Source organism: Stackebrandtia sp. (genome assembly GCF_035643755.1).
Lineage (GTDB): Bacteria > Actinomycetota > Actinomycetes > Mycobacteriales > Micromonosporaceae > Stackebrandtia.
Window position 1 is genome coordinate 1 of sequence record NZ_DASQPW010000141.1, and the last position, 17,735, is coordinate 17,735.

A 17,735-nucleotide genomic window follows, 5' to 3' on the forward strand; every position below is an offset into this window, starting at 1 on the left:
CGGTGGCGCGTCAGCGCCAATAAGCTGCGCATCATGCGGTTCATTCTGGCTTCGGCCTCACCCGCCCGGCGCGCCTTCCTGAACGCCGCCGGTTTCCACCCCGAAATCATCGTGTCCGGCGTGGACGAGTCCGTGGTCGAGGAATCCTCGGCGGGCCGTCTGTGCCGGGCGCTGGCCAAGCTCAAGGCCAAGGCGGTCGCGGCCACCCTCACCGGCGACGCCTACATCCTGGGCTGCGACTCGGTTCTGGAGTTCGACGGCCAGGTGCACGGCAAACCCGCCGACCCCGAGACCGCCGTGGCGCGCTGGAAGGCGATGCGCGGCAAGTCCGGGATCCTGCACACCGGCCACTGCCTCATCGACACCTCCCACGACCGCCGCCTGATCCGCTCGTCGTCGACCAAGGTGCACTTCGCCGACATCACCGACCGCGAGATCGCCGACTACGTGACCACCGGCGAGCCCGAGAAGGTGGCCGGTGCCTTCACCATCGACGGCATCGGCGCCCCGTTCATCGAGCGCATCGAGGGCGACCACGGCACCGTCGTCGGCGTCTCCCCTCCCCTGCTGCGCCAGATGTTCACCACCTGGGGCGTCCCGCTGTCGCAGGTGTGGAACACCGAGCCGGCGTGACCGCTCGGCGGCTCTATCGTTGAGCCACTGAGGAACGAGGAGGCAAGCCGTGAACGACACCGTGCGGGAGCACCCGCTGAAGGGCGAGTTCGACACCGCCACCGCCCAGTGGCAGCGCACGTCCAATTTGGATGGAACACCGGGGCGGCTGGAGATCGGCTTCGCCGACAACGACCTGGTGGCGCTGCGCTACGCCGACGAGCCGGACGGCACCATCCTGATCTACACCCCCGCGGAGTGGGACGCGTTCGTCGCCGGGGTGAAGGACGGCGAGTTCGACATCGAGGTGCTGGAGGACGACGCCCGCAAGGCCGAGGCTCGGGCCGAGGACCAGTAGACGCGAGACGTCCCCGAGACCTCGTCGGGTCTCGGGGACGTCTCCTCCCTTCGGCGGGCCGGTCTACGAGGCGGACCTGGCGAACTTGCGCCCGGACCAGAAGACCAGCAGGATCATCAACGCGCCCAGGAACACCCCGGCCTGCCACACCGCGGGGTTCGACAGGTCACCCACGAACAGGGCGCGCGCGGCGTCCACCGCGTAGGCGAACGGGTTGAACTTGGCGACGGTCTTCAGCCAGTCCGGGGCCAGCGCCATCGGCAGCATGATGCCCGACAGCAGCAGCACCGGCTGGGTGATCGTGTTGAGCAGCGGCGCCAGGGCGTCCTCGCTCTTGAGCACGATCGCCACTCCGTAGGACGCGGCCGACAGCGCCAGGCCGATGACCAGGACGATCGCCAGCATGAGCACCAGGCCGCCCCAGTTGATGGTGAGCCCGGCGATCGGGGCCGACAGCAGCACGAGCACCACCGCCTGGAAGATCAGCGTGGACACGTCCCGCATCGACCGCCCCAGCAGCAGGGCGAAGCGGCTCACCGGGGTCACCCGCATCCGCTCGATGACGCCCTCGCGGATCTCGGCGATCAGGCCGAAGCCGGCGAACAGGGTCCCGAACATCGCCATCATGATGACGAGCCCGGGTACGAAGGTCTCCATGGCGCCGTTGGAGAAGCCCGGCATTCCCTTCGGCAGGTTGTTCAGCAGGGGTCCAAAGAGGATCAGGTAGTACAGCGGCTGGATCAGCATGATGAAGATCCAGGTGGGCTGCCTCATCACCAGCCCCATCTGTCGCTTGTAGATCAACCAGGTGTCGCGGAGCAGCTTCATGACTTGTCCTCCCGAAGAGAGCGCCCGGTCTGCTTCAGGAAGACGTCGTCCAGGCTGGGTCGGTGCAGTTCGATGGACGACGGCGCGATGTCGGCGCCGTCCAGGGTGCGCAGGATGTCGGGGACGGCGGCCGAGCCGTCGTCCACGTACAGCCGCAGGGTCACCGCGCCGGTGGTGTCCGGCTCGCCGGCCTCGACCTCGCGGACGAATTCCTTGGGCCGCAACAGCTCCGACGCGTCGTCGGCGCGGCCGTTGACGCCGATGGCCACGATGTCGCCGGCGATCTGGCGCTTCAGGTCGATCGGGGTGCCCTCGGTGACGATCTCGCCGTTGTCGATGATGGCCAGCCGGTCGCACAGCGCGTCGGCCTCGTCCAGGTAGTGCGTGGTCAGGAAGATCGAGGTCCCCCGTTCGCGCAGCTTGCGGACCTCCTCCCACATGTGGGCCCGGGACTGCGGGTCCAGCCCGGTGGTGGGTTCGTCCAGGAACAACACCTTCGGGCGGTGGACGCTGCCCAGCGCCACGTCGAGGCGGCGGCGCTGCCCGCCCGAGTAGGTCTTGCACTTGCGGTCGGCGAAGTCGGTCATCTCGAAGGCCTCGATGACCTCCTGGGCGCGCGTCTTGCACTCGGACTTGGGCATCTCGTACAGGCGGCCCTGCATCACCAGCTCCTCGCGGGCGGTCACCTCACCCCAGGTGCCGCCGGACTGGCCGACGTATCCGATCTGGTGCCGCACCTCGGCGGACTGCTTGCGCAGATCGAAGCCCGCGACCATCGCGGTGCCCCCGCTGGGTTCCAGCAGGGTCGACAGCATGCGCAGGGTGGTGGTCTTTCCCGCGCCGTTGGGGCCGAGGAAGCCGAAGATCTCGCCCTCCTTGACCACCAGGTCGACACCGCGGACGGCCTCGACCTCCTCCTTCTTTTGGCGGCTGCGGTAGGTCTTTCGCAGGCCGGCCGTCTCGATCAACATGGGGGAACTTCCCTCTCCTTCGATGACATCACTGAGACGTCATTGCGTTCGCGAGCGACAGTACACCATCGGGCGGACAATAATCAACTCGAATTAATCCGACGGTGCTCGCGACCGTTTTGTCCGCGAATTAGCCGTACCGGCGTACTAAGTATCTCGACACCCGGGTGCCGATGCTTAGTCAACGGCGACTATGATTGACGTCATGTGGACGACGCGATTGCTGATCCTGGGCCTGGTGCGGTGGCTCCAGCCGGTGCACGGCTACATGGTCAAACGCGAGCTGATGTCGTGGGGCGTGCAGGACTGGGCGAAGATCCGCACCGGCTCGATCTACCACGCGCTGAAGCGGCTGGCCGCCGACGACTGCCTCGAGGTGGTGTCCACCGAGCAGGTGGACGGGCGCCCGGCGCGCACCAGCTACCGGATCACGGCCAAGGGCGAGAAGGAGTTCCACTCCACGCTGCGCGAGAAGCTGTGGGGCATGGAGTTCACGGTCGACCCGTTCTGGGTGGCCTGGAGCTTCTTTCCCACCCTGACGCCGCGTGAGGGCGCCGCCATGCTGCGCAACCGCGCCAGTCTGCTGCGCGAGACCCACACCGAGGTCGCGAAGTTCCTCGAGGTCGCCCAGAGCGGCAATCCCGCGCGGGAGACCTTCCTGCCCGAGCACGTCCGCGAATCGCTCGTGTTCAAGCAGGAGACCCTCGAGCTCAACATCAGGTGGTGCGAGCGGCTGGCCAAGCGGGCCGACGCCGGCGAGCTGAACTTCGGCGACGCCGTCGACCTCGACGAGGCAGCCGCCAGGCACTGGCGCGACCACATCGAGAACCTGGACGGCCAGGGCAGGCGCAAGGACGGCGGCGACCAGGAAGACTAGCGCCGATTCGTCTAGTGCATGGAGTGGACCACCGCGTGGCCCTTGCCCCTGCCGATCATCCACTTGTTGACCGGCGTGGTGATGACGAAGGCCAGCGCCAGCGATACCGCCAGCGAGATCCAGAACAGGGCGCTGGTCAGGCCCGCCGTCATGGCGCCGGGGATGAGCACCATGCCCGCGTTGTCGATGATCTCCATGACGATGATGGAAACGGTGTCGGCGGCCAGCGCCACCTTCACCATCTGTCCAAGGGTGAGGCCTGCGGAACGGACGCCCCACATGGTCAGCGAGTAGCCGAAGACGAAGGCCAGGGCGGTCGAGGCGACCACGGTGGTGGCGTTGTGCCAGCCCAGCGCGGTGCCAAGCACCATTCCCAGCACCTCGCCGATGGCGCAGCCGGTGAGGCAGTGCAGGGTGGCCTGGGCGGCCATCCTCCAGCTGGCGGGTCCGGGGCGGTGATGGGCGTGCGAGGTGTGCGTCATGCCGACGACGATATACCCCCTAGGGGTATCAGTCAAGCCTCGGCGATGCGGCCCCGGTCACCCATCCATCGATGGGCGTCGTGATCAATGGGGCGATTAGACTCCTTGCGGGCCGTAGCCAAAGGAGGAGACACACGTGCGCAAGGTGCTGATAGCCAACCGAGGCGAGATCGCCACGCGGGTGATCCGCGCGTGCGGCGACGAGGGCCTGGCCAGCGTCGCCGTCTACGCCGACTCGGACCGCGACGCGCCCCACGCGCGCATGGCCGACGAGGCCTACGCCCTGGACGGGGCCAGCGCGGCCGACACCTACCTGCGTTTCGACAAGCTGCTGGACGTCGCCGCGCGCTCGGGCGCCGACGCCGTGCACCCCGGATACGGCTTCCTGTCGGAAAACGCCGACTTCGCCGCCGCCGTCATCGACGCCGGCCTCACCTGGATCGGTCCCACCCCGCAGTCCATTCGCGACCTCGGCGACAAGGTGACCGCCCGCCACATCGCCGCCCGCGCGGGCGCGCCCCTGGTGCCCGGCACCGCGGAGCCGGTGTCCGGGTCCGACGAGGTGCTGGCCTTCGCCGACGAGCACGGCCTCCCCGTGGCCATCAAGGCCGCCTTCGGCGGCGGCGGGCGCGGCCTCAAGGTGGCCCGCGACCGCGCCGAGATCCCCGCGCTGTACGACTCGGCGGTGCGCGAGGCCGAGGCCTCCTTCGGGCGCGGCGAGTGCTTTGTGGAGCGTTACCTGGACCGCCCCCGCCACGTCGAGGCCCAGGTGCTGGCCGACACCCACGGCAACGTGATCGTGGTCGGCACCCGCGACTGCTCGCTGCAACGCCGCCACCAGAAGCTGGTCGAGGAGGCGCCCGCGCCGTTCCTGTCCGACGAGCAGCGCGCCACCATCCACTCCTCCGCCAAGGCGATCTGCCGCGAGGCCGACTATCACGGCGCCGGCACCGTGGAGTTCCTCGTCGGGACCGACGGCACCATCTCCTTCCTGGAGGTCAACACCCGGCTCCAGGTGGAGCACCCGGTCAGCGAGGAGACCACCGGGCTGGACCTGGTGCGCGAGCAGTTCCGCATCGCGCGCGGCGACAAGCTCGGCCACGACGCCGATCCCGCCCCGCGCGGCCACTCCATCGAGTTCCGCATCAACGGCGAGGACCCGGGGCGCGGCTTCCTGCCCGCCCCCGGCACGGTCACCGCGCTGCGGCTGCCCACCGGCCCGGGCGTGCGCGTCGACACGGGCATCGAGGCGGGCTCGGTGATCGACGGCAGCTTCGATTCCCTGCTGGCCAAGGTGATCGTCACCGGCGGCACCCGCGCCGAGGCCCTCCAGCGCTCCCGCCGGGTGCTGGACGAGCTCGAGGTCGAGGGCATGGCCACGGCGCTGCCCTTCCACCGCGCCGTGGTGCGCGACGAAGCCTTCACCCGCGAGCCCTTCACCGTCCACACGCGATGGATCGAGACCGAGTGGGACAACACGGTTCCCGCCTTCGCCGGCGGGGCCGAGCCCGGCGAGGCGGAGGAGCGCGAACGCGTCGTCGTCGAGGTGGGCGGCAAGCGGCTCGAGGTGAGCCTGCCCGCCGGTTTCGGCGGCGCGACGGCGTCCGGGAGCGCCACGAGGGCGCCGAAGCGGGGCGGCAAGCGCAGCCACGCCGCGGCCGTCGGCGGCGACGCCCTGGTGTCCCCGATGCAGGGCACGGTGGTCAAGGTCGCCGTGGGCGACGGCCAGACGGTCGCCGAGGGCGACACCATCGTGGTGTTGGAGGCCATGAAGATGGAGCAGCCGCTCACCGCTCACAAGGCGGGCACCATCACCGGGCTGTCGGCGGCGGTCGGCGACGTGGTGGGCGCCGGTGCGGCGCTTTGCGAGATCAAGGACTGACCACCTATAGTTCCCGGGTGCGTTTTCTTGACGGGGAAGTTCCGCGGCACGACCTGACCTACGCGGACGTGTTCATGGTCCCGGCCCGCTCGGCGGTGACCTCGCGGCTCGCGGTCGATCTGTCCACTTCGGATGGAAGCGGCGCGACGATCCCGATCATCGCCTCCAACATGACGGCGGTGGCCGGGCGCCGGATGGCCGAGACCCTGGCGCGGCGCGGCGGCATCACCGTCATCCCCCAGGACATCCCCTTGGACGTGGTGGCCGAGGTGGTCGACTGGGTGAAGCGCCGCCACACCGTCTACGACACCCCGCTCACGCTCACGGGCGACCGCACCGTGGGCGACGCCCTGGCCCTGCTGCCCAAGCGCGCCCACGGCGCCGTGATCGTCGTCGACGACGACCGCCCGATCGGCGTGGTCACCGAGACCGACTGCGCCGGGGTGGACCGCTTCGCTCAGGTGCGCCACGTCGCCTCCACCGAGCTGTTGACCATTCCGGACGGCCTGGAGCCGTCGGCGGCGTTCGATCGCCTGCACGGCGCGCACCGCAAGCTCGCGCCCGTGGTGGACGCCGAGGGCCGCCTGGTCGGCATCCTCACCCGCCCCGGCGCGCTGCGCACCACCCTGTACTCCCCCAACATCGACGCCAAGGGACGGCTGCGGATCGCCGCGGCCATCGGCATCAACGGCGACGTGTCCGCCAAGGCCGCCAACCTGGTCGACGCCGGGGTGGACCTGCTGGTGGTCGACACCGCGCACGGCCACCAGGAACGCATGCTGGAGGTGCTGCGCACCGTGCGCCGCGTCGCGCCCGACACCCCGATCGCCGCGGGCAACGTGGTGACCGCCCAGGGCGTGGCCGACCTGGTGGACGCCGGTGCCGACATCGTCAAGGTCGGCGTGGGCCCGGGCGCCATGTGCACCACCCGCATGATGACCGGCGTGGGCCGCCCGCAGTTCTCGGCGGTCCTGGAATGCGCCGCCGAGGCCCGCCGCCTCGGCCGACACACCTGGGCCGACGGCGGGGTGCGCCACCCGCGCGACGTCGCGCTGGCCCTGGCCGCCGGTGCGTCCAATGTGATGATCGGCTCCTGGTTCGCCGGCACCTACGAGTCGCCCGGCGACCTGCGCCGCGACGCCGACGGCAAGCCGTACAAGGAGAACTTCGGGATGGCCTCGGCCCGCGCCGTGCGGCTGCGCACCGCCACCGACAGCGCCTACGAGCAGGCCCGCAAGGCGATCTTCGAGGAGGGCATCTCGACGTCGCGCATGTACCTCGACCCGGCGCGCCCGGGCGTCGAGGACCTCCTCGACTCGATCATCGCCGGGGTCCGCAGCGCCTGCACCTACGCCGGTGCCTCCACACTGGAGGAATTTCGCGAGCGCTCGGTCGTCGGCGTCCAGTCCGCCGCGGGCTTCACCGAGGGCGCCCCGCTGTCGGACTGGTGACTCACTCGAACTCGTGCTGCATGAGCTGCCGCGCGGCCTCGGCGAGCGAGCCCGACAGCGACGGGTAGATGGTGACGGTCTGGGCCAGCTGCTCCACGGTCAGGTGGTGCTGGATCGCCAGGGAGATCGGCAGGATCAGCTCGCTGGCCTTGGGCGCCACCACGACCCCGCCCACCACCAGGCCGGATGCCGGGCGGCAGAACACCTTCACGAAGCCGTCCGAGAAGCCCGACATCTTGGCGCGGGCGTTGCCCTCCAGGGGAAGCATCACGGCGCGGGCCGGTACCCTACCGGTGTCCACATCGTCCTGTGTGGCGCCGACGGTGGCCAGCTCGGGATCGGTGAAGACGTTGGCGGCCACGGTCTTCAGCTGGAGCGGCTTGACGGGCTCGCCCAGCGCGTGCCAGATCGCGATGCGGCCCTGCATGGCCGCCACCGAGGCCAGCATCTGGGTGCCGGTGACGTCACCGGCGGCGTAGATGCCGGGCACGTTGGTGCGCGACACCCGGTCGGTCTCGATGAAGCCCCAGTCGTTGAGCCGCACGCCCGCGGCGTCCAGGCCGAGGTCGGCGGTGTTGGGGATCGAGCCGACCGTCATGAGCGCGTGGCTGGCCTCGATCACCCGGCCGTCGGCGAGCTCGGCGGTGACGCCCTCGCCGGTGTTGGTGACCCGCTCGGCGCGCGCGTTGGGCAGCACCGTCATGCCGCGGTCGCGAAACACCGACTCGATGACGCGCGCGGCGTCGGGGTCCTCGTGCGGCAACACGTGGTCCCTTGAGGACACCAGCGTGACGTCGACGCCCATCGCCTGGTACGCCGAGGCGAACTCGGCGCCGGTGACGCCCGAACCCACCACGATCAGCCTCTCGGGCAGCTCCTCCAGGTCGTAGACCTGGCGCCACGACAGCACCCGCTCCCCGTCGGGGCGGGCGGTGGGCAGGATGCGCGGGGTGGCGCCGGTGGCCAGCAGCACCACGTCGGCGTCCATGTCGTAGACCTCGCCGTCCAGCGGGCGGACGCGCACGGTGTGGCTGAAGCCGGAGGTCTCCCCGCTCAGCCAGGCCCGGCCGGTGATGTACTCCACACCGACCTTCACCAACTTGTTACAGATGTCCCCGGACTGTTGCAGGGCAAGCATTTTGACGCGGTCGTGCACCAGCTGGGCGTCGACCGTGATGCTCGACGCGTTCACGCCGAGCTGCGTGGCGTCCAGCATCGCGGTGCGCACCGTGGAGGAGGCGATGAAACTCTTGGAGGGAACGCAATCGCTGAGCACGCAGGCGCCGCCGGCCCCGGTCTCCTCCACGAGGGTGACCTCGGCGTCCAGCTGGGCGGCCACCAGCGCCGCCTCATAACCGGCGGGTCCGCCTCCAATGATCACGATGCGCGACACGGGATACCTCTGTCTTTCCCCTAAATAACGGCAACTTGATGGGACAACACGCTGCGCTGAGATTGTCCACCACGTTATCGTTCAATGGTGCAGCTATACGCCGCCTATGGTTCAAATCTAGATCCCGGACGCATGAGGGCCACCTGTCCGCGCTCCCCCCTGGTGGGCACCGGGTGGCTGGAGGGTTGGCGCCTCACCTTCGGGGGCCGGGAACTCGGCTGGGAGTCCGTCGTCGCCACCGTCGTGGAAGACCCCGGACAGCGCACCTTCGTGGCGCTGTATGACGTGGAGGGCAGCACCGACGCGGGCACCCTGGACGACCTCGAGGGCGCCACGGGTGGGGTGTATCGCCGCATCCACACCACGGTGGCGACCCTGGACGGCGACATGCCGGTGTGGCTGTACGTCTTCGACGGCTACGAGGGCGGCGTGCCCACCTCGTGGTACCTGTCGGAGCTGGCGGCCGCCGCCGAAAAGGCGGGGGCGCCCGCGGACTACGTCGCCGCGATCCGCAAGCGCCCCACCGCTTCGGAGTTAAAAGGCCGCCGAGGCGCAGGCCGCCAGCGCGGTGTGCACCATGACGCGCACGCCGTGGCCGATGGCCTTCTCGTCGACGTCGAAGTCGCCCTGGTGGAGGTCGAGGCTCTCGCCCGGGCGGCCGACGCCGAGGCGGGCCATCGCGCCGGGAACCTGTTCCAGGTACCAGGAGAAGTCCTCGCCGCCCATGCTCACCGGCGTCTCCACCACGGCCGACTCGCCGAGCGCCGCGGAGGCGGCACCGGCCAGAACGGCGGTGGCCACGCGGTCGTTGATGACCGGCGGGACGCCCCGGGTGTAGTCGATGTGGGCCTCGGCGCCCGTGGGGCGCACCACGTCCTCGATGATCTGGGTCACCAGGTCGGGCAGGGTCTTCCAGGCGTCGCGGTCCAGCATGCGCAGGGTGCCGCGCACGATCCCCTCCTGCGGGATGGCGTTGGCCGCCGAGCCCGCCTGGATCGCGCCGAACACCAGGGCCACACCGGTTCGGGGGTCGATGCGACGGTCCAGCAGCGCCGGAACGTCCACCACCACCCGCGACAGCGCGTGCACCAGGTCGGTGGTCAGGTGGGGGCGCGAGGTGTGGCCGCCGCGGCCGGTGAGCCGCACCTCCAGCATGTCGGAGGCGGCGGTCAGCGGGCCGGAGCGCACCCCGATGCGGCCGGCGGGAAGCCTTGGGTCGCAGTGGAAGGCGAAGATCGACGACACGTCGTCCAGGGCGCCGGCGCGCATCATGACGGGCGCGCCGGACGGGAACTTCTCCTCGCTGGGCTGGAACACCAGCCGCACCCGCCCCGGCAGTTGGCCGGCGCGGTCCAGCTCGGCCAGCACCTGGCCGACGCCCAGCAGGATCGTGGTGTGGACGTCGTGCCCGCACGCGTGGCAGGCGCCGGGAACCGTTGAGCGGTAAGGGACATCCTTCGGGTCGTCGATCGGCAGCGCGTCCATGTCGGCGCGCAGCGCCACGATGCGGCCGCCGTCGCCGTCGCCGATGTCGCACATGATCCCGTTGCCGCCGGGGATCCGGCGGGGCTTGAGGCCGGCGGCCTCCAGGTTCTGGACCATCAGGTCGGTGGTGCCGTGCTCGCACCCCGACAGCTCGGGGTGCTGGTGAAGGTAACGCCGTACCGCCACAAGATCGGGTTCGTGCGTCGCGAGCCAGCCGTCAAGCATGGTCGGCAGTGGGTGGATCTGCTCTCCGGTGCTCGACGGCTTGGGCTCAGCGGACATTGAATCCTCCGCTTGTGGGTTATCGGTCAGCGTCGTCATCACGACTCCATGGCTGTCAATTCGCGAATAGTTGGTTCTGCGGGCGTCGGTCAGCCTAATCCGCTGAGGATTACGGTCAGCAACCACCGCAAGCGGCTCAAAGGGCCTGTCCGTCCGGTCAACGGACGGTGAGTGGGTGGCCCATTTGCGTTGGCCCGAAGGCGACGTCACGTCCCATACCTCCTATAACGCGGCGAGTGGCGTGAAGTTACGGGCGTCTCCCGTAACCCGTGGATGAGACGCGGCACCCCGTCAACCATGACACGGCCATCCGTCACTCTTAACGGTGAGTAATCGCGAATGCGACCCATAACGGACAGGAGTGAATCACTGAATCAGCGAACTTCAATTTTGACAACCATTAGTCGCCTTTTGAGCGTCTATTAAAAGGTCTCGGGGGGACGATACGCTCCCCACACCTCGCGCAGCGCGTCGCACACCTCACCGACGGTCGCCATGGCCGCCAGCGCCAGCTTCGCGGGGTGCAGCACGTTGGCCGTTCCGTTCGCCGCCGCGCGCACCTCGTCCAGCGCCGCGGCCACCGCCGCGGAGTCCCGCTCGGCGCGCAGCTCGGACAGCCGGTCGCGCTGGGCCTGTTCGATGGTGGGGTCGACGCGCAGCGGCTCGTAGTGGTCCTCTTCGTCCAATGTGAACTTGTTGACGCCGACCACGACCCGCTCGCCCTCGTCGATCTCCTGGGCGGTGCGGTAGGCGGTGGACTCGATCTCGTTCTTCTGGAACCCGGTCTCGATGGCGCCCACCGAGGAGCCGTGCGCGAAGACCCGGTACATGAGCTCGCGGGCGGCGGCCTCCACCTCGTCGGTCATCGCCTCCACCAGGTAGGAGCCCGCGAACGGGTCCACCGTGGCCGTCACGTCGGTCTCGTACGCCAGCACCTGCTGGGTGCGCAGGGCCAGCCGCGCCGCCTTCTCGGTGGGCAGCGCGATCGCCTCGTCGAAGCTGTTGGTGTGCAAGGATTGCGTGCCGCCGAACACCGCGCCCAGCCCCTGCACGGCCACCCGCACCAGGTTCACCTCGGGCTGCTGGGCGGTGAGCTGCACGCCCGCGGTCTGGGTGTGGAAGCGCAGCATCATGGACTTGGGGTTCTTGGCGCCGAACTCCTCGCGCATCACGTGGGCCCAGATCCGCCGCGCCGCGCGGAACTTCGCGACCTCCTCCAGCAGCGTGGTGCGGGCGACGAAGAAGAACGACAGCCGGGGCGCGAACTCGTCCACGTCGAGGCCCGAGGCGATGGCGGCGCGGACGTACTCGATGCCGTTGGCGAGGGTGAAGGCGATCTCCTGCACGGGGGTGGCCCCGGCCTCGGCCATGTGATAGCCGGAGATGGAGATGGTGTTCCACTTCGGGATCTCGTCGCGGCAGTACGCGAAGGTGTCCGACACCAGCCGCAGGCTGGGCGCGGGCGGGAAGATGTAGGTGCCGCGCGCGATGTATTCCTTCAGGATGTCGTTTTGGATCGTGCCGGTCAGGGCGTCGGGCGACACGCCCTGTTCCTCGGCGACGAGTTGGTACAGCAGCAGCAGCAGCGAGGCGGGCGCGTTGATCGTCATGGACGTGGAGACCTTGTCCAGCGGGATGCCGTCGAACAGGGTTCGCATGTCCCGCAGGGAATCGATCGCCACGCCGACCTTGCCGACCTCGCCGTGCGCCAGCTCGGCGTCGGAGTCGTAGCCCATCTGGGTCGGCAGGTCGAAGGCCACCGACAGTCCCATGGTCCCGGCCGCCAGCAGCTGGTGGTAGCGGCGGTTGGACTCGGCGGCGGTGCCGAAACCGGCGTACTGCCGCATGGTCCAGGGCCGCGCGGTGTACATGGTGGAGTAGGGGCCGCGGGTGTACGGGAACTCGCCGGGCCGCCCCAGCCGCTCGCCGACATCGGGCGAGACGTCCTCGGGGCCGTAGACCGGACGAATCTCGAAACCCGACTCACTGTGGCGCGCCATGAATCGATCTTAAGGGCGCCCCGGGCGGCCCACTCGGCCACCGTCGATGGCGTCTTGTCGCCGAACGAGTGCAAAAAGTAATTGGTCCGATCGACGGGTCGCCAATTCCAGTCTCGCGCGTAACACTGGGACGGTTAAGGAGGAGGACGCCCCCGTGACTTTCCCGCCCGATGCCGCACCGACACCCGGGCGGCACAGCGAACCGCCGCAAGCCCGGCCCGGCACGGTGATCGCCGACCGCTATGAGCTGACCACCTTGGTGGGCAAGGGCGGACACGGCACAGTGTGGCGCGCGCACGACCGCCTGCTGCAACGCGACGTTGCCGTCAAGGAAGTGAGTCTCCCGCCCGAGCTGCCCCCCGCCGAGCGGGAACAGCTGTGCGACCGCACCCTGCGCGAGGCGCAGGCCGCGGCGCGGCTGTCGCACGCCTCGGTGGTGCGGGTCTTCGACGTGATCACCGAGGACGGACGTCCTTGGATCGTCATGGAGCTGCTCCAGGCGCGGAGCCTCGCCGACATCATCGCCGCCGACGGCCCGATGCCACCGCGCGTCGTCGCCAAGATCGGCCTGGCGCTGGCCGGCGCCCTGGAGGCCGCGCACGAGGCGGGCATCCTGCACCGCGACATCAAGCCCGGCAACGTGATGATCAGCGCCGACGGACGCTGCGTGCTGTCCGACTTCGGCGCCGCCGCGGCCGGTGCCGCGGGCACCGGGCACACCGCCCCCGGCATGGTGCTGGGTTCGGCGCACTACATCGCGCCCGAGCGCGCCGTGGGCGGCCCCGCCGCCACGGCCAGCGACCTGTTCTCGCTCGGCGTGACGCTGTACGCCGCGCTGGAGGGCCGGCCGCCCTTCGACCGCGCCGACACCACCGCCACCATGCACGCGGTGGTGCACGATCCGCCCGAGGCGCCGCGCAACGCGGGCCCGCTGGCGCCGGTTCTGGCGGGGCTGCTGGAGAAGGACCCGAGCCGCCGCATGGATTCCAAGCAGGTCAAGCACACCCTCACCGGGCTGCTGGCCGGTCCGCTGTCGGCCGAGGGGGCCACGGGCCTGCTGCCCACCGCCGGCACCCCGGTGTCGGGGATCCCGGCCTCGGCGTCGCCGTACTCGGTCTCGCCGTATTCGGCGGGCCCGGTGTCGGCACCGCCCACCACGCCGGTGTCGGCCAGCCCCGTGTCGAGTCAGCCCGTGTCGGGCTACCCGGTTTCGGGCCAGCCGGTGTCCGGCAACCCGGTGTCGGGCGGCCCGGGCCAGGGCTACATGCCCGGCATGGCGCCGATGGGCACCACCGCGATGCCGATGCAGCAGCACGACCCGTACGCCCCGCCCCCGCCGCCTCCCCCGGCCTACGGCGGCGCCAAGCCCAAGGGCTCCGGCGGCAAGTCCGGGAAGCTCCTGGGCGTCGGGCTGGCGGTCCTGGTGCTGCTGCTCGTGGTGGCGGTCGGTTTCTTCCTGTTCGGTGGCACGGGCGAGCAGCCCGACGACAAGACCGACAACGCGGGCAAGACCACCACCGAGAAGTTCGATTACCAGAGCTACCAGGACAAGCAGGGCCACTTCTCGGTGGAGATCCCGAAGGGCTGGTCGGTCAAGCAGGACGGCGCGACGTTCGTCGACGTCTACGACCCGAAGTCCAACGACCGTTGGCTGCGGTTGAACGTTCCCCCCAACGAGGGCGACCCGAAGTCGGTGCTCGACGACGCCGTGCAGCGCGGCATCGCGCCGACGTTCGTGTCGGGCAGCGTCGCCAAGAAGTCGCTGAAGGACGTCACGCTGGCGGGCGCCAGGGGCGCCCAGCTCGAGTACACCGGTACCCGCAAGGACGGCAACCAGAAGCGGCACGCGGTCTGGCTGATCGCCAACAACGGCGGCAAGGTCGACTATCACGTGTACCTGTCGGTGCCCAACAAGGATTTCAAGAAGTACGTCGAGGTGTTTCGGCACGCGGTGAAGACGTACAAGATCCTCGACTGAGGTCACCGGCGGCGACGGCCACCCTACGGGGTGGTGGTCGCGTTATGCGAAGATCACGGCATGTCTGACGCGACCGCCACCACCACATTGGACTCGCTGCGTGCCGAGGTTTTGCAGTGGATCACCGACGACCCCGACCCCGCCTGCCGGGACGAGCTCTACCGGCTGCTCAACGCGTTGCCCGACAGCGCCGCCGAGCTGACCGACCGCTTCAGCGGGCGCCTGGAGTTCGGCACCGCGGGGCTGCGCGGCCCGGTGCGCGCGGGTCCACACGGGATGAACCGCGCCGTGGTGCGCGGGGCCGCCGCGGGCTTGGCGTCCTGGCTGAACGGCAAGGGCGCCACCGGGCCGGTGGTGATCGGCTTCGACGCCCGCCACGGCTCGACCGACTTCGCCGCCGAGACCGCCCGGGTGGTGACCGGCTCGGGTCGGCGCGCCCTGGTGATGCCGCGCCCGCTGCCCACCCCGGTGCTGGCGCACGCGGTGCGCGCGCTGAACGCCGCCGCGGGCGTGATGGTCACCGCCAGCCACAACCCGCCCGCCGACAACGGTTACAAGGTCTATCTGGGCGGCGAGCTCGCGGAGGTCGCGGGGGCGGGCGCCCAGATCGTGTCCCCCGTGGACGCCGAGATCTCGGCCGCGATCGAGTCGCTGGGCCCGCTGGCGAAGGTCAGGCTGGGCGACGAGGGCGAGCGGCTCGACGAGTCCATTGTCGAGTCCTACCTGGACGGCGTGGCGTCCGTGGTGGACCGCGACAACCCCAAGACGCTGTCGGTGGTGGCCACGCCGATGCACGGCGTCGGCGGCGACACCTTCGTCAGGGCCATGGAGCGCGCGGGCTTCGACGCCCCCGCCCTGGTGGCCGAGCAGCGCGAGCCCGACCCCGACTTCCCGACGGTGTCGTTCCCCAACCCCGAGGAGCCCGGGGCCATGGACCTGCTGGTGGCCCTGGCCCGCGAGTCCCGCGCCGACCTGGCCATCGCGCTGGACCCCGACGCCGACCGCTGCGCCGCCGCCGTTGAGGACAATGGACGGTGGCGCGCGCTGCGCGGCGACGAGCTCGGCGTGCTGCTGGCCGACCACCTGATCCGCCGCGGCCGCCCCGGCACCTACGCCACCACCATCGTGTCGTCCACATTGCTCAAGGCGGTGTGCCGGGCGCGCGGCGTGGCGTACGAGGAGACCCTCACCGGCTTCAAGTGGATCGTGCGCGCCGCCGACAAGCTGGCCTTCGGCTACGAGGAGGCCATCGGGTACTGCGTCGCCCCCGACCACGTCCGCGACAAGGACGGCATCTCCGCGGCCCTTCTCACCTGCGAGCTGGCGGCGGGCCTGCGGGCGCAGCTGCACTCCCTGCCGACCCGCCTGGACGAGCTGGCCCGCGAGTTCGGCGTCTACGCCACCGACCAGCTGTCGGTGCGGGTCGACGACGTGCGCGAGATCGCCGACGCCATGGCGCGGCTGCGCGCCAAGCCGCCCGCCAGCCTGCTGGACGACGGCATCACCGAGCACGTCGACCTGCTGCCCACCGCCGACGTGGTGACCCTCAGGACCCCGAGCGCCCGCGTGGTGGTCCGTCCATCGGGGACGGAGCCGAAGCTCAAGGCGTACCTGGAGGTCATCGAGCAGGTCGCCGACGACGACGTCCCCGCCGCCCGCGAACGCGCCGCCGCCTGCCTGCAGGCGCTGCGCACCGAGACGGCCGCGGCACTGGGCCTCTAGAGGCGCCGGGTCCTCAACGAGGCGAACGGGTGTCCGCCGAACGCGCGGAGCCGAACGCGCCGCTGCCTGCGGGCGCTGCGCACCGAGACGGCCGCGGCGCTGGGTCTCTTAGAGGCGCCGGGTCCTCAACGAGGCGAGCGGGTGTCCGCCGAACGCGCGGAGTCGAATGTGGACTTCGATGACTGGCGGTAGTGCGGATTGATCGGCGAGGCGATGGCGCGCGGCCCCTCGGATCGCGCCATCGCCTTGGCGTACGCGGTGTCCAGGACGCGCGCCTGGTGCTCCCAGGTCCAGGCGCCCAACAGGTCCGCGCGCTCGTACGCCCCGCGGTAGCTGGCGGGGTCGGCGAGCACCGCGTTGACGGCGCGCACGTAGTCGTTGACGTTGTCGGCCCAGAACACCTCGCCCTGGCCCGTGTTGTGGGTGGTGCGCGCCATCGTCCGCACGTCGCTGACCACGACGGGAAGCCGGGCGTGGGAGTACTCGAAGAACTTCGGCGTCAACGCGATCTCGTGGTTCGGCCAGTGGTGGATGGGCACCACGCCCACGTCGGCGGCGGCCAGGTGCGACACCGCCTGGTGGTACGGCACGAACGGCAGGACGTGCACCCGCGCCGCGACGCCGATGGCGGCCGCCAGCTCGCCGAGCTCGGTGGCGTACGGGCCGTCGGGCTCGTCGACCACCAGGGCCACGTGCGCGTCGGGCAGCATCGGCAGGGCGCGCACCATGATGTCGAGCCCGCGGCGCGGCGCGGCGACGCCGTTGTACACCAGCAGCGGGTCGGCGGGCCCGATACCGCACTGTCCGCGCAGGTCGGGAGCGTCGTCGGTGTCCTTGGTGCTGGCGGTTTCGGGGGCGTTGAGCACCACGGTGGGCAGCCTCGCCAGGCGGTGCCGCTTGCGCAGCAGCTCGGCCAGCTCCTCCGACACCGTCACCACTTCGTCGGCGTGCCTGGCGTACTCGGCCTCGTGCGCGCACATCGCGGGAAGCCACCGCCCGTCGTCCACGGCGGGCCTGACCCCGGGGATGTAACCGTGGGCGTCCCACACCAGCCGCACGTCGCGACCCGCGGCGCGGGCCCGCAGCTTCGCCCGCGCGCCGATGCCGAGCATGCGGAAGTCGTTGGCGTGGATCAGATCGGGCCGCAGCGCGTCCACCACGGGCCCATAGGCCAGCTCGTAGTCCCACAGGTGCGGGTACAACCGGCGCCAGCAACCCTTGGGCCGCAACGTCTTCCAGCACCACGCCACCCCGCGGTCCCACCGCGAGCCCCCCGCCTGTCGCTGCCGAGCCGCCGCGGTCGTCCTGCGATCCCGCAGCCCGACCCAGCGCCGCTCGACGTTCGCCGCGGCCTCGGCGGCCCACAAACGCCCGCGCCGCAACGGTTTCCACACCGACCCGCCCGACGTCTCCA

General features: G+C 70.5%; 14 protein-coding genes and 1 pseudogene. 8 read left to right on the top strand and 7 right to left on the bottom strand.

The window, feature by feature from the left end:
- Positions 1-33: 33 nt before the first annotated feature.
- Together VE172_RS10900 and VE172_RS10905 are read left to right on the top strand one after the other, a co-directional pair.
- Positions 34-633, top strand: coding sequence for a Maf family protein (locus tag VE172_RS10900; protein ID WP_349258335.1), 600 nt, complete (start codon positions 34-36; stop codon positions 631-633).
- A 49-nt stretch (positions 634-682) separates the two neighbouring features.
- The gene (locus VE172_RS10905) at positions 683-970 is read left to right on the top strand and encodes a DUF397 domain-containing protein (protein ID WP_324801129.1); all 288 of its coding nucleotides are present in this window, start codon (positions 683-685) and stop codon (positions 968-970) included.
- A gap of 63 nt (positions 971-1,033) precedes the next feature.
- On the opposite strand, the gene VE172_RS10910 is transcribed toward VE172_RS10905, so the two are convergent.
- Positions 1,034-1,798 carry an ABC transporter permease gene (locus VE172_RS10910; protein WP_324801131.1) on the bottom strand — a complete coding sequence of 255 codons (765 nt, stop codon included), beginning with the start codon at positions 1,796-1,798 and terminating at the stop codon, positions 1,034-1,036.
- The gene (locus VE172_RS10915; protein WP_349258337.1) at positions 1,795-2,766 is read right to left on the bottom strand and encodes an ATP-binding cassette domain-containing protein; all 972 of its coding nucleotides are present in this window, start codon (positions 2,764-2,766) and stop codon (positions 1,795-1,797) included. The genes VE172_RS10910 and VE172_RS10915 overlap by 4 nt, the downstream gene beginning before the upstream one ends.
- A gap of 208 nt (positions 2,767-2,974) precedes the next feature.
- On the opposite strand from VE172_RS10915, the gene VE172_RS10920 reads away from it, so the two are divergent.
- Positions 2,975-3,646 (top strand): PadR family transcriptional regulator, encoded by a 672-nt coding sequence (locus VE172_RS10920; protein WP_324801136.1) that lies wholly within the window; start codon positions 2,975-2,977, stop codon positions 3,644-3,646.
- 11 nt (positions 3,647-3,657) lie between these two features.
- Here VE172_RS10920 and VE172_RS10925 read toward each other — a convergent pair whose 3' ends face one another.
- Positions 3,658-4,128: a DUF4396 domain-containing protein gene (locus tag VE172_RS10925; protein WP_324801138.1), complete on the bottom strand. Its 471-nt coding sequence runs from the start codon at positions 4,126-4,128 to the stop codon at positions 3,658-3,660.
- Positions 4,129-4,264: 136 nt separating this feature from the next.
- Between VE172_RS10925 and VE172_RS10930 the strand changes: the two genes are divergently transcribed.
- Together VE172_RS10930 and VE172_RS10935 are read left to right on the top strand one after the other, a co-directional pair.
- Positions 4,265-6,010 (top strand): acetyl/propionyl/methylcrotonyl-CoA carboxylase subunit alpha, encoded by a 1,746-nt coding sequence (locus VE172_RS10930; protein WP_324801141.1) that lies wholly within the window; start codon positions 4,265-4,267, stop codon positions 6,008-6,010.
- Between the two features lie 17 nt (positions 6,011-6,027).
- Positions 6,028-7,461 (top strand): GuaB1 family IMP dehydrogenase-related protein, encoded by a 1,434-nt coding sequence (locus VE172_RS10935; RefSeq protein ID WP_324801144.1) that lies wholly within the window; start codon positions 6,028-6,030, stop codon positions 7,459-7,461.
- Between the two features lies 1 nt (position 7,462).
- Here the strand turns inward: VE172_RS10935 and VE172_RS10940 are convergent, their stop codons facing one another.
- A complete protein-coding gene (locus tag VE172_RS10940) occupies positions 7,463-8,854 on the bottom strand; it encodes an NAD(P)H-quinone dehydrogenase (protein ID WP_324801147.1) in 1,392 nt (463 codons plus the stop codon).
- An 84-nt stretch (positions 8,855-8,938) separates the two neighbouring features.
- On the opposite strand from VE172_RS10940, the pseudogene VE172_RS10945 reads away from it, so the two are divergent.
- Positions 8,939-9,385: pseudogene (locus VE172_RS10945) on the top strand (gamma-glutamylcyclotransferase family protein); the annotation flags it as partial.
- A 3-nt stretch (positions 9,386-9,388) separates the two neighbouring features.
- Here VE172_RS10945 and VE172_RS10950 read toward each other — a convergent pair.
- Positions 9,389-10,660, bottom strand: a complete 1,272-nt coding sequence (locus VE172_RS10950) for an amidohydrolase (RefSeq protein ID WP_414715089.1) — start codon at positions 10,658-10,660, stop codon at positions 9,389-9,391.
- A 383-nt stretch (positions 10,661-11,043) separates the two neighbouring features.
- Positions 11,044-12,621, bottom strand: coding sequence for an acyl-CoA mutase large subunit family protein (locus VE172_RS10955; protein ID WP_324801153.1), 1,578 nt, complete (start codon positions 12,619-12,621; stop codon positions 11,044-11,046).
- 154 nt (positions 12,622-12,775) lie between these two features.
- Between VE172_RS10955 and VE172_RS10960 the strand changes: the two genes are divergently transcribed.
- Positions 12,776-14,599, top strand: a complete 1,824-nt coding sequence (locus tag VE172_RS10960; protein ID WP_324801157.1) for a serine/threonine-protein kinase — start codon at positions 12,776-12,778, stop codon at positions 14,597-14,599.
- Positions 14,600-14,659: 60 nt separating this feature from the next.
- On the top strand, positions 14,660-16,321 hold the full coding sequence (locus VE172_RS10965; RefSeq protein WP_324801160.1) for a phospho-sugar mutase: 1,662 nt from the start codon (positions 14,660-14,662) through the stop codon (positions 16,319-16,321).
- 125 nt (positions 16,322-16,446) lie between these two features.
- Here the strand turns inward: VE172_RS10965 and VE172_RS10970 are convergent.
- A partial coding sequence (locus VE172_RS10970; RefSeq protein ID WP_324801163.1) for a glycosyltransferase family 4 protein occupies positions 16,447-17,735 on the bottom strand: 1,289 nt, incomplete at its 5' end.

What these genes read in the sequence shown, in the direction of transcription:
- VE172_RS10900 (WP_349258335.1), top strand. Translation starts at nt 34, where the DNA reads ATGCGGTTCATTCTGGCTTCGGCCTCACCCGCCCGGCGCGCCTTCCTG.
- VE172_RS10920 (WP_324801136.1), top strand. Translation starts at nt 2,975, where the DNA reads ATGTGGACGACGCGATTGCTGATCCTGGGCCTGGTGCGGTGGCTCCAG.
- VE172_RS10910 (WP_324801131.1), bottom strand. Translation starts at nt 1,798, where the DNA reads ATGAAGCTGCTCCGCGACACCTGGTTGATCTACAAGCGACAGATGGGG.
- VE172_RS10965 (WP_324801160.1), top strand. Translation starts at nt 14,660, where the DNA reads ATGTCTGACGCGACCGCCACCACCACATTGGACTCGCTGCGTGCCGAG.
- VE172_RS10925 (WP_324801138.1), bottom strand. Translation starts at nt 4,128, where the DNA reads ATGACGCACACCTCGCACGCCCATCACCGCCCCGGACCCGCCAGCTGG.
- VE172_RS10955 (WP_324801153.1), bottom strand. Translation starts at nt 12,621, where the DNA reads ATGGCGCGCCACAGTGAGTCGGGTTTCGAGATTCGTCCGGTCTACGGC.
- VE172_RS10950 (WP_414715089.1), bottom strand. Translation starts at nt 10,660, where the DNA reads ATGACGACGCTGACCGATAACCCACAAGCGGAGGATTCAATGTCCGCT.